Origin of the sequence: Nannocystis sp., assembly GCF_016714285.1 — a bacterium.
Lineage (GTDB): Bacteria > Myxococcota_A > Polyangia > Nannocystales > Nannocystaceae > Nannocystis.
The window spans coordinates 126,999-142,064 of sequence record NZ_JADJNN010000016.1 but is presented as its reverse complement, the minus strand read 5'-3'; the positions used below and the strand labels follow the sequence as shown (position 1 = coordinate 142,064).

Sequence of the window (15,066 nt, the reverse complement as noted above, 5' to 3'; positions counted from 1 at the left end):
CTCCGCGGTCCCTCCTGCTTCTCGGGCGCCGCGGCGCCGGCTATCGTCCGCGCATGTGTGGCCGACCCGTCCGCGCTCCGCGAGCCCGCCTCGGCCTCGCGTTCGGCCTGCTGCTCGCCGCGCCCGCGACGGCCCACGCCGGCAACGGCCTGCTCCCGCGCACCCCGGTGCTGCATCAGGACGAGCACTGCCTCACCGTCGTCGACCGCAGCGCCCAGCCCGTCGTCCACCTGCGCTACACGATCCCCTACAGCGACGTCTGTCTCAGCGCGGACGAGCCCGCCGACAGCCGCAGCCACCAGATGCTCGCGTTCTGCCACGGCGACCCGGCGGCGCGCCCGGTGCCGCGCTGGCACACCCGCGGCGAGCTCGAGCGAGACATCGCCGCCGGCTTCGGCCCGCCCGACCCTGTGTTCGCAGAAGATGTCCTCGAGGACAGCCCCGACTACGCCGGCTGCTGGCACCTGATCACCGCCCCGGGCGAGCACCGGCCGATCACCTGCGCCGCCGCGAGGCCCGGCGTCGACTGGGACACCCGCGACCTCCCGGTCGGCACCTACCTCGTCCGCGGCTACACCTACGAGCCCCCGGGCAGCGCCTGGTGGCCGCGCCACGGCCTGTTCAAGATCGTCGACGACGCCAGCGATCCGGCCGCGAGCCCGCCCGCGCTGGCGATCGCCAACCGCGACACCTTCCTGTGGAAGGGCCAGGTCATGCGCGTGCGCCTGTGCGTCGACGCGATGCCCGGCACCACCGTCACCCTCGCCCACGGCCGCAACATCGCCGAGCCCGCGTGGAGCCCCTTCATCGTCGACATGCCGGTGGTCAGCGGCACCGTCGACCTCGACTTCCAGCCGCCCGCCGAGCTCGCCGGCGAGTTCCTCACCCTGCGCGCCGAGATCGTCGATCCCCAGGATCGCCGCTTCATCGCCTTCATGCAGGGCGAGATCAGCGTGCAGGTCAGCAGCGCCCCGGCCGGCGAGGAGGCCCCGGTCGGCGTCGACGACGAACCGCCGCCCACGAGCTACGACTACTGCGTCGACGACCCCGCCGCCGACGCAGAAGTCGAGTGCCCCGCGCCCGCGAGCACGACCAGCCCGGACACCAGCGACGACCCGGCCGCGGGTGAGCCCGGATGCGGGTGCCGCGGCCCCGCCCCGCTGCCGCTCCTGGCGCCACTGCTCGTCCTCCTGCGACGCCGCCCGCGCCTGCGCCCAGGACAGGCGCCATGACCGTCGCGGCCCGGGTCCCCGCGGCCGCCCGACTCGGATACGATGGCGTCCTGACCTGGCCGCGCCCATCGATCGCCGCAAAGAACTCGTGCACACGCTCCTCCCCTCCCTGCCCTCGCTCACCGCCGTCACGACGATGCCCCTCTGCAGCCGCGCCCTGCTCGGCATCTGGCTGCTCTCCGCGTGCACCACCACCGAGCCGCAGGACCCGCTCGACCCCTCCGTCATCCTCGACGCCGCCGAGGCCGAGGGTGACGCGCGCGGCGACGACCGCAGCGGCCGCTACGACATCACGGTCGACACCACCGCCGCCTGCGACTGCCCCGCGGTCGCCGGCATGGACCTCTGCAACAACGAGCTGACCAAGCTCGCCTTCGCCGGCGGCTTCGTCACGCTCACCCAGAGCGACGGCTACCTCGTGCTCAGCGAGGAGTCGGCGCTGCTGAGCCTCACCGGGGCGCTCGACGCCGACGGCGACTTCGACCTCGCCGGCATCTACGGCTTCGCCGGCGTGTTCGGCGACATCAGCGTCTATGTCCACCTGATCGGCGACTTCAACGGCGCAGACCGCTTCTCGGCGACCTTGCACAGCCGCGCGCAGGGGGACTACAACAACGAGGCCATCGACTGCCGCACCGAGGTCCCCCTCTACGGCGTCCGCAGCTCCACCTGACATGCCCGCATCGCATCACCCGCTCTGGTCCCCCGATCGCTACCTGCAAGCCGCCGAGTTCGCCGCCCGCGCGCACCTCGGCCAGAAGCTCCCCGGCAGCGAGCTCCCGTACCTCACCCACATCACCTGCGTCGCCGCCGAGGTCATGCAGGCCGTCGCCCGCGAGCCCGTCGCCGACCCGGACCTCGCCGTGCTGTGCGCCCTCCTGCACGACACCATCGAGGACTGCGGCGTCGACGAGGCCAGCATCGCCGCCGAGTTCGGCCCCGCCGTCGCCGCCGGCGTGCGCGCCCTCAGCAAGGACCCGAGCTTGCCCAAGGACCAGGCGATGGCCGACAGCCTGCGGCGGATCCAGCAGCAGCCGCGCGAGGTGTGGCTGGTCAAGCTCGCCGACCGCATCAACAACCTCAAGGCCCCGCCGCACTACTGGAAGCCGGCCAAGATCGCCGCCTACGGGGCCGAGGCGCTCGCCATCGCCGACGCGCTCGGGGCCGCCTCGCCCTACCTCCTCGCCCGCCTGCGCAGCAAGATCGCCGCCTACCCCCGCGGCGTCTGATCGCCGACCTGCCTGCAGAGGCCGGTGCAGTCGACGCCGTCGATGCACGCGAACCACGGCGTCGGATCGCCGACCTCGCTTGCCTGCAGGGCCCGGCGACCTACCTTGCCGCGCCGTGAGCATCACCTACGTCGCCCTGGGAGACTCCGCTGGCGCTGGCTTCGGCGTGCCCGCGGGCACCGGCTACGTCGCCCGCGTGTTCGCGCGCCTGCAGACGCAGCAGCCGGCGGCCCGCCTCGTCAACCTCGCCAGCAACGGCGGCACCAGCCAGAGCGTGCGCGAGTCGCAGCTCGAGGCCGCCGTCGCCGCGCGGCCCACCGTGGTCTCGCTGTTCATCGGCGGCAACGACGTGTGGCGCGGCGTGGAGCCGCCCCGCTTCGCCCGCAACCTCGCCGCGATCGCCGAGCGTCTCGACCGCACCCGCAGCAAGGTGGTCGTGGGCACCCTGCCGAACCTCGCGCACGCGCCCGCGGCCGGCCTCGCCGAGCGCTTCCTCGGCGTCGCGCGCGGGCAGATCGAGGCCCGCATCATCGAGTACAACGAGCGCCTGCGCCGGCTGGCGATGGACCACAGCTACGCCCTGGTCGACCTGTTCGCCGCGGCCCAGCTCACCGACCACCCCGAGTACTTCCTCGCCGACGGCTTCCACCCCTCGGCGGTCGGCCACGCCGTGTGGTTCGATCGCATGTGGCCCGCCTTCGCCGCCGCCCACCCCGCGCCGAGCCCCTGACGCCCAGCCCTGACGCTCAGTAGCCGCACTGATCGATCGCCGCCGACATCACGACATCGGCGTCGAAGGGCACGTCGCCGTCGGGCGTGTGCAGCGTCAGGTGCAGGTGACCCGCCGCGCCGTTGATCACGTTGACGTCGGGGATCCCGTCGGGCGGGAAGATCGGGATGAAGCTGTACGAATAGCCGCCGTAATAGGTGTCCTGCTCCTGGGCGCAGTTGATCTCGTGCCCGTGCGCCAGCGCTTCGAAGAAGTGGCCGTTGGGTCCGAGGTTCCAGCCCTCGACGTCCAGGATCACGTCGAAGGTGACGGAGTCGGCGACGGCCATGAAGCCGCCGAAGTGTGGGAACACCGGGATCATCACCGAGCCCTGACCGCCGCACTCCGCCGCCAGCGTGCTGCCGTCCATGATCGACTCGTCCTTGTTGTTGTGGACCGTGAAGTCGGCGGTGTCCGGGTTGTAGCCGTTGCACCACTGTGGCAGCACCGGGCCGGTCTCATCGCTGCCCGTGCTGCCGGTGCTGCTCGTGCTCGTGCCCGGGTCGCTGGTCCCCGTCCCGCCGCTCGTCGGCGCGTCCGTGGTGGTCGGCGTCTCCCCGCTCGTGCCCGGCCCGCCGCTCGTCGGGTCCGAGCTCTGCGAGGTCGGGTCGTTGTTGATGTTCACCGTACAGCCGAGCGCCGCCGACAGTGCCAGCGGAACAGAACCAAGTCGGACCGGTATCCCAACCATAGCGATCAAGCTCCTGCACGGCGGCCGTGCCCCGCGATTGTAGCGAGACCCCGCGCGCGACGGTGGACCGCGCTCACGGCCCCCGCTGCACGATCACGCCGACGTACGGGGGCGGTCCCGCGAGGCTGCCCCCGACCGCGAAGCGCGTGCCGTCGGCGAAGCCGAACACCGCGTGGAGCAACAAGTAGGTCGGGCTCACCTGCGGCTGCAACACCATGCTGCCCGGCGCGAGCTCGGCGATCGTCCCCTGCATCCCGACCACCGTGGCCGACCCGTCCGCCGCCATCCACACCCCGCTGAGCCCCGGCACCGCCAAGGTCTCGCCCGTCCACGCCGCGCCGTCCCAGCGCGCGACCCGACCATTGGCCCGCCCGCCGACCGCCAGGTGCTCGCCCGGCCCGTGACCCCACACGCTGATCAGGTCCGCGAGGTCGTGGGTGTCCTGCACCGTCCACGCCGCGCCGTCGTGGTGCAGCGCCAGCCCGCGGTCGCCGACCGCCGTCACGTCCGCGGCCCCGCTGCCCCACACCTTGAACAGCCCGGTGCTCTCGCCGGTGGCCGGCAGCAGCTCCGGGGCCCACGCCGCGCCGTCCCAGCGCAGCAGCACCGGCGCGTCGTCGACCCCATCACCGCCGACCGTCCACAGCAGATCCTTGCCCGGACCCCACACGCCCCAGAGGATCTCCGTCACCCCGGTCGCGGTCGCGACCCAGGCATCGCCCGCTCGCCGCAGCGCCGTGCCGTCGCGCCCGACCGCCCACAGCTCGCCCTCGACCCCGAACACCCAGTGCAGCATCGGCGTGTCCGCGGGCAGCGCCTGCTGCGTCCACGCGACCCCGTCGAAGTGATACAGCGCCCCGACCGAGCTGGTCGCCGACGTGAGCTGGCCGCCGACCGCGTACACATCATCGGGCGCCGCCCCCCACACGCTGAGCAGCGCCCCGTGATCGCCGTCCAGCTGCAGCCCGATCTCCCACGCCGCCTCGCCGCCGCTGGTCTCGCTCGCGCCGGTGGTCGGCGTCGTGCTGCTCACCGGACCGCCGCTGCTGCTCGCGTCGCTCGTCTCGCTCGCGGGTCCAGAGCAGGCGAGGAACAACACAGCGAACCCGGCGAGTCGCATCGCCCACCAGCGTACACCCGTCGTCGCCGCCCCGCGCGAGCCGTCGCCGAGGCGCTCAGTGCCCGGGCAAGCACGGTCCACCGCCGACGCCGCCCCGCGAGCCGTCGCTCACGCGTCCTTGCGCGCCTCGAGCTCCTCCCAGCGGGCGGTCAGCGACTGCGCCAGCGCCCGGGCCTCGCGCAGCGCGTCGTTGACCGCCGCGACCGCCGCGTGCCCCTCGGCGTACACCGCCGGCGACGCCAGCCGGGCCGTCAGCAGCTCCACCTCCGCCTCGGCCTTCTCGATGCGCCCGACGATCGCCTCGAGCTCGCGCTGCTGCGCGTAGCTCAGCCCCTTCTTCTTCGCCCCGCCGCCCGCCCCGCTGCCCGCCTCACCCGCCTTGCTCGCGCGCTCGAGCTTCGCCTTCGCGGCTGTCCCTGCGGACAGCTCGGCCTCCTGCGCCTTCTGCTGCGCGCTCAGCTCGAGGTACAGGCTGTAGTTGCCCTCGTGCCGGGTCACCCTGCCGTCCGGCTCGAACACCAGCAGCGCCGTCGCCACCCGGTCGAGGAACCACCGGTCGTGGGTGACGACGATCGCCGTGCCGCCGAACTCGATCAGCATCTCCTCGACCGCCCCGAGGGTCGCCACGTCGAGGTCGTTGGTCGGCTCGTCGAGCAGCACCAGGTTGCTGCTGCCCTGCAGCAGCTTGGCCAGCGCCACCCGGGCCCGCTCCCCGCCCGACAGCGTGCCGACCTTCTGCGCGTAGCTCTGCGGGTCGAACAGGAAGCGCTCGAGGTAGCGGCCGATCTCCAGCGGGTGACCGTCGACCTCGAGCGAGCGCCGGCTCTGGGCGATGTTGTCGTAGACCGTCGCGTTGTCGTCGAGGCCCGAGCGGGTCTGGTCGAGGTAGGCCAGCTGCGTGTTCTTGCCGAGCACGACCTGCCCGCTCGTGGGCGGCTGCTGCCCCGTGATCGCCCGCAGGAGGGTGGTCTTGCCGCAGCCGTTGGGCCCGAGCACGCCGATGCGCTCGCCCTTGCGGACCGCGAAGCTGAGCTCGCGGACCAGCGACCTGCCCGCCCCCGGCCCGGCCCCGGGCACCGCCAGCGAGACCCCGCGCAGCTCGAGGATCGTGCTCCCGCTGCGCGCCGCCTGGACCTGCAGGTCGAGGCTGCGCTCGACCGGCGGCGGCCCCTTGCCGATCTCCACGTGGGCGCGGTCGATGCGGGCCTTCTGCTTGGTCGACCGCGCCTTCGGCTGACGCCGCAGCCACTCGAGCTCGCGGCGCAGAAAATTCTGGCGGTTGGCCTCGGTCCGCTGCGACAGCGCCATCCGCTCCGCCTTGCCCTCGAGGTACGCCGCGAAGCCGCCCTCGAAGCTGTGCAGGTGGCCGCGGTCGATCTCGATCGTGCGGGTCGAGACCCGGTCGAGGATGTAGCGGTCGTGGGTGATGAGCAGCAGGGCCCCCGCGAATTGCTCGTCGAGGTAGCGCTCGAGCCACTCGATCGTGCTGACGTCGAGGTGGTTGGTCGGCTCGTCGAGGATCGCCAGATCTGGCCGCTGGGCCAGGATGCGGGCCAGCGCGACCCGCCGCCGCTCCCCGCCGCTCAGCTGCTCGACGATCACCTCCGGGTCCGTCACCCCCAGGCGATCCAGCAGCGCCTCCGCCTCGTGCACCCGCTCCCACCCGCCCAGGCGCTCGATCTCGCCGGCCGCCGCGCTCTGCTCCGCGACCAGGCGCCCGACCTCCGCGGCCGTCAGCTCGCCGTGCTCGAGCGCCTCACTGGCGGCCAGGTGGCGCGCGCGGGCCTCCGACCAGCCGCCCAGGCCCGCCAGCACCGCCTCGCGCGCGCGCATCCCCTCCGGGAAGCGCGGCTCCTGCTCGAGGTACGCGATCGCTGCGCCGCGGCGATGCACGACCTCGCCGGTGTCCGGCACGTCGAGTCCGGCGAGGATCCGCACGAGCGTGCTCTTGCCCGAGCCGTTCACGCCGACGAGGCCGACGCGCTCACCAGTGTGGACCGTGACGCTGATGTCCTCGAGGACGCGGCGGGCTCCGAAGCTGCGGGAGATGTGCTTGGCAGTGACGATGGGCAAGGCGCCCGCATGGTACGCGCTCGCGTCGCCAGGGCCAGCACCGCCTGCACACCCGGTGCCCGGCGAGGCCGCCGCCCTGGCCCGCCGGTCCCACCCGCCCGCCGAGCCACCATGGGGCCCACCCAACCCGAACTCGGGCCCCACCCGGGATCGCCGCGGCTCGCGAGGCCGGCACGAGCCGGCACGAGCCCGGCACGCGGGGGCGGCCCTGCGCTCGCGCGGCGGGCCGAAACGCCGCGCCCTGGCCGCGCCTCCGGCGATCTTGTCTCGTCCGCACCGGTCGACAGCGCCGACGATCACTGATAACTCTCGAGGCTGGCGAACGCCCCAACACACCGTGGGGCCGCGAGCGAGACCATCACACTGCGACCCGCGGGGTCGGCGAACGAGAAGAGAAAGAGGACACCGTGAAGTTGTTTGTTGGCGGACTGGCGTGGGCGACCGATGAGGTCTCACTGCGTGCGGCGTTTCAATCCTTTGGCAATGTGGTCGATGCGGTCGTGATCAAAGACCGGGAGACCGGACGCAGCCGCGGCTTCGGCTTCGTGAGCTTCTCCGACAACGCATCGGGGACCGCCGCCCTGCAGGCGATGAACGGGGCCGTCGTCGACGGCCGTAACATCCGCGTCGACGAGGCCGTCGAACGCGAACGCGGCGGCGGCGGTGGCCCACCCCGCAGCAGCGCCGGCGGGGACCGGCCCCCACCGCCTCCACGTGAGGGCGGCTTCGCTGGCGGTGGCGGTGGTGGCGGCGGCGGTGGCTTCCACGGCGGCGGTGCTCCCCGCCCCGGTGGTGGTGGCGGTGGTGACCGTGGCCGCGGTGGCGGTGGCGGTGGCGGTGGCGGCGGCGGTGGTGGTGACCGCGGTCGCGGCGGTGAACGTGGCGGTCGCGGCGGCGGCTTCGCGGGCGGCGGCGGCGGTGACTGGGCCGGCGGCGGCGCTGGCAAGCGCGGCGGTCGGCGGCGTGAGAACGAAGACTTCGGCGACGACTGATCGCCGACTGATCGCCGGCTGCTCGCCGACTGCTCGCCGACTGCCCTTGGGCGGCCAGATACCGGGCCGAGCCCCGGGCGCGACAGACCCCATCACGAAGGCGCGCCTTCGCGGTGGGGTCTGCTCGTCCGCCCACCGATCGGCCCTCGCCGTTCGACCGCGATCGCGATCCCCTGCGCTCGACGATCGCCCCGCCGCGAAACCAGGCAAGCGCCCCGCCGCTTCGGTTATCCTTGGCGGCACGCGATGAAGCTGTCCCTCCGACTGGCCCGCGCTGCTGACGTCCCTGCCATGGCACGGGTCCACGTCGCCGCCGTCGCACACCTCTGTCGCACGCACTACCGGCCCGCTGAGCTGGCCCGCTGGACCAACCAGGGCCGCGGCCTCTACACCACGCTCGTGCGCTCGGCCACCGTCGTCGTCGCCGAGCGCAGCGGCGTCGTCGTCGGCTTCGCCGCTGTCTCGCTCGCGACCGGCGTCGTGCGAGCCGTCTACGTCCACCCCGGCCACGCCGGCGGCGGCGTCGGTGCTCGCCTCCTCGCTCGCATCGAGCGCTCCGCCCGGGTCTTCGGCGTCCGTCGCCTCACCCTCGAGGCGACCCTCAACGCCACCGCCTTCTACGGCCGCGCCGGCTATCGCCCGATCGCCCGCGCACGCTCCGGCCTCGGCCTCAAGTGCGTGCGCATGGCCAAGCTGCTGCGCCCGCCGCGACTCCACGCCCGCGCCGCCTGAAGCTTCGACCAAGCCTCGTGAGATCGTCCACGAAGCTTGTTTCGATGAAGCTACGACGCCAAAAACTGCCCATGACCACGAATCTACGCGCTATTTCGCCCGCATCATTGCACAAACCTTGAACATCAAGGTTGACAAACTCTGTCCAAGCTTCCAGTCTCGTGGGGCCATGCAACGCCCCGCCCGCCGTGCCGCCCCGACCCCGTCTCCCGCGAACACAACGGCCGAGCCTGACCTGCTCGGCACCTACTTCCGCGACCTCGGTCACTACGACGTGATGACCCGCGACGAGGAGTTCGCCGCGGCCCACGCGATCGCCAGCCACCGCGAACGCCTGTGGCGAACCCTGCTCGGCTACCTCCCGTTCGGCACCGCGATCTGCAGCCTCGCCCGCGAGCTGCTGCACGACGCTGCCCCGCGCGCCGAGCTCGCAACGATGGAGCAGCGCGTCCAGGCCCTGCGCCAGCGCGAGCTCGCCGCCCACCAGAAGGCCGTCGACGCCGCCCAGAGCGCCCTCGCGGTCGCCCTCGCCGAGGCCGACCGCGACGGCGTCGTCAGCGAACGCGTCCTCGCCGACCTCGCCGGCCTCGAGGCAGGCGACCCCGCCGGTGTATCGATGAAGGTCAAGCTGCCGCGCCAGGGCAGCCTCCCCTTCATCAGCTACGTCGCCGCCGCCCGGGCCGAACACCAGGCGCTGTGGGCCGCCAAGCACCGCTTCGTCCGCGCCAACCTCCGCCTCGTGATCACCGTGGCCCGCCGCTTCAAGCACGGCCGCCTCCCGCTCGGCGACCTGATCCAGGAGGGCAACATCGGCCTGATGAAGGCGGTCGACCGCTTCGACCCGAAACGCGGCTTCCGCTTCTCAACCTACGCGAGCTGGTGGATCCGCCACTCGATCAGCCGCTCCCTCGCCGACACCGGCCGGGCCGTGCGCCTCCCCGTCCACATGATCGACGCCCAGAACAAGGTCGCCAAGGTCCGCCGCGAGTTCGACGCCCTGCACGGCCGCGAGCCCTCCGACACCGAGCTGGCCGCCGCCACCGACCTCAGCATCGAACGCATCCAGCGGATGCGCTGGTCGCTGGTCGGCGACCCCCTCAGCCTCGAGCAGCCGATCGGCCACGAGCCCGGCCACACCCTCTCCGACCTGCTGGCCGACAACGACGAGACCCTCGCCCCGGAGCGCATCGACAGCGAGCTGCTGCACACCCGCCTGCGCGAGGCCTTCGCCAACCTCCCCGCGATCGAGGCCGCCGTGCTGACCCAACGCATGGGCCTCGGCGACGACCGCGAGCAGACCCTCAAGGAGATCGGCGAACGCCACGCCCTCTCGCGTGAACGCATCCGCCAGATCCAGGAGCAGGCCCTCAAGCGCCTGCGCCGCGAGTTCGTCCGCCAGGATCTGATGTGAGCCAGACTCGGCCGCGACAATGCTAGCCAGCGACTGCGAGTTCATCCGCCAGGAGCTGATGTGAGCCAGGCAGGTTGTCGCGGCCAGGCGATCGTGCGAGACATGCCGCCGCCATGCCGAGCGCACCGATACGGATCTACCCGCCGCGCAGCCTCGCCGTGATGGCAGTCGCCGCGTGGGGCGTGCTCGCGACCTGCGCCCTCCTGATCTCCGCGATCCTCCGCCTCACGCCCATGGCCCTGGAGCCGCTGCGCTCGCACGACATGAGCCAGTTTCAGTGGGCCCTCTACATCGGCTGGACCGTGTTCAACGGCTACGTCGAGGGCTACCGCGGCTTTCAAAAGGGCTACGTCCCCCGCGTCGTCGCCCGCGCCTTCTGGCTCGGCCAGCACCGCCACCCGCTCCTGGTCCTGCTCGCCCCCTTCTTCTGCTCCGGCCTGTTCCACGCCACCCGCAAGCGACTGATCATCTCGTGGTGCCTGCTCCTCGGCATCGTCGGCATCGTCCAGCTGGTCCGCCTGCTCGAGCAACCCTGGCGCGGCATCGTCGACGCCGGCGTCGTCGTCGGCCTCGCCTACGGCACCGCCGCCCTGCTCGTCCACTTCGCCGCGGTGCTCCTCGGCCGACCGATCACCGTCAGCCCCCAGACGCCCGACGACGCCTGAGCGCCCGCCCTGTCACGCCCCCCGCGGACCGCCCAGCTTCGCAGCCACGAACTTCGCCGCGCTCCGAAGCAGCAGGACCACCACCACCAGGCCGGTGAGGCCCAGGCTGAGGAACTTGCCGGCCGTCGCCAGGCCAGCCACGCCCGCCAAAGCGGGGAACACCTGGCCGCCCTGGTACAGGCTGATGAGGACCAGGCTCAGCACGTTCTCCGTGTAGTCGAACGGGACGGCGGCGAACGGCAACAGCAGGGCCGCCCGCCAGCCGCCCCTTCAGATACCGCAGCATCTTCCCGATCATGCAGGCGAAGAAGCACGCGAACGCCACCGGGATCACGAAGTCCACCGCATACAGGAGCCTGACAAAGCCCAGAATGTCGGGCTTGTACAGGTCGAAGATCCGGTAGGCCTCCGCCGCCGACACCAACGGCTGGAGGTCGATCATCACCAGAAAGCCGCCATCCATGGCTTCCGGGCGCCTCGCCTCGATGCTGGGCAGGATGTAGCCGGCCAGCGCGAAATTCGCCAGGAGGGTCACGCCGACAGCGACGGCGGCGTTCTTCCAGGTGGAGCGGCGCTCCACGCCATCGATCAGCCTCTCGAGCGTCGTACCCATGGTGCCCCCGTCGTCGCAGGCCCGGCGCCGTCGATGGTGCCGGGTCGCCCCGGAGCCCCGCAACCGTTTTCGACCGCGTAACCCTGGCGATCAGCGCCTCCCCCAACCCGCGTCCCCACGCCGTCTGACGCGTCCGCCAGCTCACCGCGTGCCACCAACGCCTGATACCGCTTGAGCGCGTGCGCAAACCGGCCCTTGTCGCTGACAAACGCCTCCCACTGATAGCACCGGTCCACGGCGCGATCGAGGGCACCATGAGCCCGGGCCAGCGACGCTGGCATCGTCCGCGGATCGTAGAGCTGCGCCAGCGTGCTCCTGGGCCATCTACCGCGAATGTCGAGCACCCCCCGCGCCGCCGCCTCCACGGTAACCCGCTCCTCCGCGCCCGCATCCACAGGCCACGGGAACGTGTTGTACACCATCGCCGCCGAGTATTGATAATCGCTGCGCAGCCGACCACCGACCACCCGAACCCACGCCATGTGCATCGCCGACGACAACACCCCGAACAGGAACATATCCGGCGTCGCGACGACATATAACTTGTTGCTCGCAATCACCTCCGGCGCCAGGAACCCGGCCGGATGTATCCACGCCGCTCGGACGACACCTCCGGCACCGCGATGTACTCCCCCGCCGGCTGCGACACATAAAAGAACTCCGCCGCCCGCTCCGCCGCCGCCCGCGTCGGCGCCGCCGTACTCGCTCGCCGAAACTCCCGCACCTGCTCGACCCGCTCGACCACCCGCGGCAACCCTCGCAGCACCGCCGGATCGACGCCGCGCAGCCACAGACACCAGCGCATCCCCCCATTAATAAACTCCTCCGATCCGCAATAACGCCGAAACAGCGGCTCCGCCCCAGGCTCGACCCGCAGGAATTCACCACGTTCGGCGTCGGTGAAGATAAGATGCCCCCCGTCGCTCGGCTTGTTCCCGCAGCGCATCTCCGGCACCCCCGCCGCCAACACCGCCCTCGCCTTGACGACATATCGGTCCGGTCCACTCGTCAGATACGGGCTGATGTTCGCCACCCCATCGACGCACACCGCCGCGTCACCAGCATACTCGAAGATCCGCTTGCCCCCGCGATCGAACGCAGCAAATCCGACGATCACCACGTGCACATGCGCCGCCCCCTGCTCCCCGCTCATCCACTTGAAGGTCCGATGCGCGAAGTGAATCTTGATCGCGAACACCCCAAACAGCACCCGCCACAGCAGCGGCACCTGCTCGCCCTGCGTGACGCTGTTGGTCGCGACAAATGCACACCTCGCCCGCGTCCCCTGAACATACCGCGCGGCCACGACGAACCAGCACGCGACATAATCGAGGTCGCCCGCGTTGCCGAACGCCGCGAAGATCGTCGCCATGTCGGCCTTCTGCGCCGGCGTCTGATAGTGCTTGCCGACGTAGGGCGGATTCCCGAGCACCAGCACATCATCCCCCGCAGGCAGCCACTCCGACCAATCGAACTGCAGCGCATTCGCCACCCGCAGCCTCGGCGCCCCCGAAGCACGCCCCCGCAGGCCAGCCTGCGCCCACTCGAGCTCACATTCCTGATCGACCCGCAAGAGCCCGAGCTCCGCGGCCTGCGCCGACGATGCGTCGATCTCGATCCCATAGACCTGCCCCAGGTCGACCCCCGGCGAATCGTCGCCCTCCCCCGCGGCCGCCATCGCGACGAGCGCCCGCAGCTCCAGGCGCCGCAGCTCCCGATACGCCGCGATCAGCACGTCCCCGCGACCACACGCCGGATCGAGCAGTCGCAGCCGCCGCAAACCACCCACATATTCCCGCAGCCCCGCGCCCCGCCCCTCCGAGCGATCCGCCAGCGCCACCTCGAGGCGCTCCCGCAGCTCGTCGAGGAACAGCCCACCGAGCAGCTTCGCGATATCTCGCTCCGACGTATAATGCGCCCCGAGCTGCCGCCGCTCCCTCGCGTCCATGCAAACCGGAAACTAACGAAGGCAGCTCGCCTCACGCAAGCACCTGTCCACCCACATCTGCAGAGCTCCGGCCCCCGTGGATCCCCTCCACCGCACAGAGGTGATACCGTCGCGCGATGAGCAGCTCCGCGCGCGCCCTCCTCCTGTTCGGCCTCTGCACCGCGCTTGCCGCCTGCGGCGACAACACCACCACGAGCGCCTCCGACAGCGCCGGCACGGCGATCACCACGGCCCAGCCCAGCGACCCAGGCAGCGGCACGCAGCTCCCCACCACCGACGACACCCCGACCGGCGGCTCCGGCTCGAACTCCGACAGCGCCGCGAGCACCAGCACCACCGCCCCGGTCGACAGCACCACCGACGATGGCGGCCCCAAGCTCGACCTCGGCGTCCCCGAGGGCATGGGCGCCTGCGGCTGCGAATTCTCCTACGTCTGGGTCGCCAACGCCGAGGAGAGCACCGTCTCCAAGATCAACATGAAGACCCTCAAGGAGGAGGGCCGCTACCTCACCCGCGCCGACGGCATGGGCAACCCGTCGCGCACCTCGGTCGCGCTCAGCGGCGACGTCGCGGTCGCCAATCGCCACGGCGGCCTCGTTAAATTCTGGGCCGACCCCGCCAACTGCAAGGAGTCCAACGGCGTCCCCGGCATCCAGACCTCCACCGGCAAGAACGACGTGCTCGCGTGGGACATGGAGGAGTGCCGCGCCTGGTTCATCGACTTCCCGACCTCCAACCAGCGCCCCGTCGCCTGGACGCAGGGCACGATCACCCCCGGCACCTGCAACACCTCCAAGGAGAAGGTGTGGACGGTGATGAGCGAGAAGAAGAGCCTGTTCCCCGGCCTCGGCGCCCCCGGCGGGGTGATCGTCGCGCTCATCGACGGCGACACCGGCACCATCGATAAACAGATCACGATCCCCACCTTCTCCGGCGATCAGTTCGGCGCCTACGGCGGCGCCGTCAACACCCACGGCGACCTCTTCTTCACCTCGATGGCCTTCAACGGCGGCAAGCTGGCCCGCGTCTACATCGACAACTTCGCCTACAAGGTCTTCGTCGTCCCGCCGGAGATCGGCCCCTACGGCATCACCGTCGACCACAAGGGCCAGGTCTGGCTGTCCTCCGTCGCCCTCGGCGGCTACGGCGTCGGCCGCTTCGACCCCGAGCTGCAGAAGTGGGACCTCGTCAACGGCTTCTGGGGCGGCTCCGGCCTCGCCGAGGGCCCCGACGACTGGATGTGGGTCTCCTCGACCAACGGCGTCAACGCCGTCCACATCGATACCCTCGAGCTCGGCCCCGTGTTCAAGTCGAAGTACACGATCAAGGGCGTCGGCTTCGATCACGAGGGCTTCCTCTGGGCCGTCAACTGGTCCGACGTCGACGACGCCAACAACCCGATCGACCCCGAGGTGGTGTTCAAGGTCGACCTCGACACCCTCACCGCGGTCGGCCAGTACGACGGCCTGAACCGCCCCTACACCTACTCCGACTTCACCGGCAACGCCCTCTACAACGTCTCCTGCCTGCCGCCCCAATAGCGCCTATCCCGCGGCACAGCGCCACACGACAGCGCCAGTCGCCCCCACTC

14 protein-coding genes and 1 pseudogene are annotated in these 15,066 nt (G+C 71.4%); 9 read left to right on the top strand and 6 right to left on the bottom strand.

Going from position 1 to position 15,066, the window contains the following annotated elements; all coding sequences use genetic code 11:
• The first annotated feature begins 53 nt into the window (after positions 1 to 53).
• The 4 genes from IPJ59_RS25475 (at position 54) to IPJ59_RS25460 (ending at position 3,191) form a co-directional block, all read left to right on the top strand.
• Complete coding sequence (locus tag IPJ59_RS25475) at positions 54 to 1,232, top strand: hypothetical protein (RefSeq protein ID WP_293273676.1); 1,179 nt, start codon at positions 54 to 56, stop codon at positions 1,230 to 1,232.
• Positions 1,233 to 1,320: 88 nt separating this feature from the next.
• A complete protein-coding gene (locus IPJ59_RS25470; RefSeq protein ID WP_293262912.1) occupies positions 1,321 to 1,905 on the top strand; it encodes a hypothetical protein in 585 nt (194 codons plus the stop codon).
• Between the two features lies 1 nt (position 1,906).
• Complete coding sequence (locus IPJ59_RS25465; protein ID WP_293273675.1) at positions 1,907 to 2,461, top strand: HD domain-containing protein; 555 nt, start codon at positions 1,907 to 1,909, stop codon at positions 2,459 to 2,461.
• 115 nt (positions 2,462 to 2,576) lie between these two features.
• A complete protein-coding gene (locus IPJ59_RS25460; RefSeq protein ID WP_293273674.1) occupies positions 2,577 to 3,191 on the top strand; it encodes an SGNH/GDSL hydrolase family protein in 615 nt (204 codons plus the stop codon).
• A 16-nt stretch (positions 3,192 to 3,207) separates the two neighbouring features.
• Here the strand turns inward: IPJ59_RS25460 and IPJ59_RS25455 are convergent, their stop codons facing one another.
• From IPJ59_RS25455 to IPJ59_RS25445, 3 genes are all read right to left on the bottom strand, one after another.
• Entirely contained in the window at positions 3,208 to 3,855 is a 648-nt protein-coding gene (locus tag IPJ59_RS25455) for a hypothetical protein (RefSeq protein ID WP_293273673.1), read from the bottom strand.
• A 139-nt stretch (positions 3,856 to 3,994) separates the two neighbouring features.
• A complete protein-coding gene (locus IPJ59_RS25450; protein WP_293273672.1) occupies positions 3,995 to 5,041 on the bottom strand; it encodes a hypothetical protein in 1,047 nt (348 codons plus the stop codon).
• A gap of 108 nt (positions 5,042 to 5,149) precedes the next feature.
• On the bottom strand, positions 5,150 to 7,114 hold the full coding sequence (locus IPJ59_RS25445) for an ABC-F family ATP-binding cassette domain-containing protein (RefSeq protein WP_293273671.1): 1,965 nt from the start codon (positions 7,112 to 7,114) through the stop codon (positions 5,150 to 5,152).
• Between the two features lie 407 nt (positions 7,115 to 7,521).
• On the opposite strand from IPJ59_RS25445, the gene IPJ59_RS25440 reads away from it, so the two are divergent.
• The 4 genes from IPJ59_RS25440 to IPJ59_RS25425 all read left to right on the top strand — a co-directional run bounded on the left by IPJ59_RS25440 (position 7,522) and on the right by IPJ59_RS25425 (position 10,914).
• Positions 7,522 to 8,106, top strand: a complete 585-nt coding sequence (locus IPJ59_RS25440) for an RNA recognition motif domain-containing protein (protein ID WP_293273670.1) — start codon at positions 7,522 to 7,524, stop codon at positions 8,104 to 8,106.
• A gap of 246 nt (positions 8,107 to 8,352) precedes the next feature.
• A complete protein-coding gene (locus IPJ59_RS25435; RefSeq protein WP_293262933.1) occupies positions 8,353 to 8,838 on the top strand; it encodes a GNAT family N-acetyltransferase in 486 nt (161 codons plus the stop codon).
• A 169-nt stretch (positions 8,839 to 9,007) separates the two neighbouring features.
• Positions 9,008 to 10,249, top strand: coding sequence for a sigma-70 family RNA polymerase sigma factor (locus IPJ59_RS25430; protein WP_293273669.1), 1,242 nt, complete (start codon positions 9,008 to 9,010; stop codon positions 10,247 to 10,249).
• 113 nt (positions 10,250 to 10,362) lie between these two features.
• Positions 10,363 to 10,914, top strand: a complete 552-nt coding sequence (locus IPJ59_RS25425) for a hypothetical protein (protein ID WP_293262939.1) — start codon at positions 10,363 to 10,365, stop codon at positions 10,912 to 10,914.
• Between the two features lie 12 nt (positions 10,915 to 10,926).
• Here IPJ59_RS25425 and IPJ59_RS25420 read toward each other — a convergent pair whose 3' ends face one another.
• The 3 genes and pseudogenes from IPJ59_RS25420 to IPJ59_RS25410 form a co-directional block, all read right to left on the bottom strand.
• Positions 10,927 to 11,118, bottom strand: coding sequence for a hypothetical protein (locus tag IPJ59_RS25420; RefSeq protein WP_293273668.1), 192 nt, complete (start codon positions 11,116 to 11,118; stop codon positions 10,927 to 10,929).
• Positions 11,119 to 11,502: 384 nt separating this feature from the next.
• Positions 11,503 to 11,949, bottom strand: a complete 447-nt coding sequence (locus IPJ59_RS25415) for a type IIL restriction-modification enzyme MmeI (RefSeq protein WP_366524682.1) — start codon at positions 11,947 to 11,949, stop codon at positions 11,503 to 11,505.
• Between the two features lie 33 nt (positions 11,950 to 11,982).
• Positions 11,983 to 13,475 (bottom strand): annotated as a pseudogene (locus IPJ59_RS25410) (DNA methyltransferase); the annotation flags it as partial.
• Between the two features lie 116 nt (positions 13,476 to 13,591).
• Between IPJ59_RS25410 and IPJ59_RS25405 the strand changes: the two are divergent.
• Positions 13,592 to 15,016 carry a hypothetical protein gene (locus tag IPJ59_RS25405; protein WP_293273665.1) on the top strand — a complete coding sequence of 475 codons (1,425 nt, stop codon included), beginning with the start codon at positions 13,592 to 13,594 and terminating at the stop codon, positions 15,014 to 15,016.
• Positions 15,017 to 15,066 lie beyond the last annotated feature (50 nt).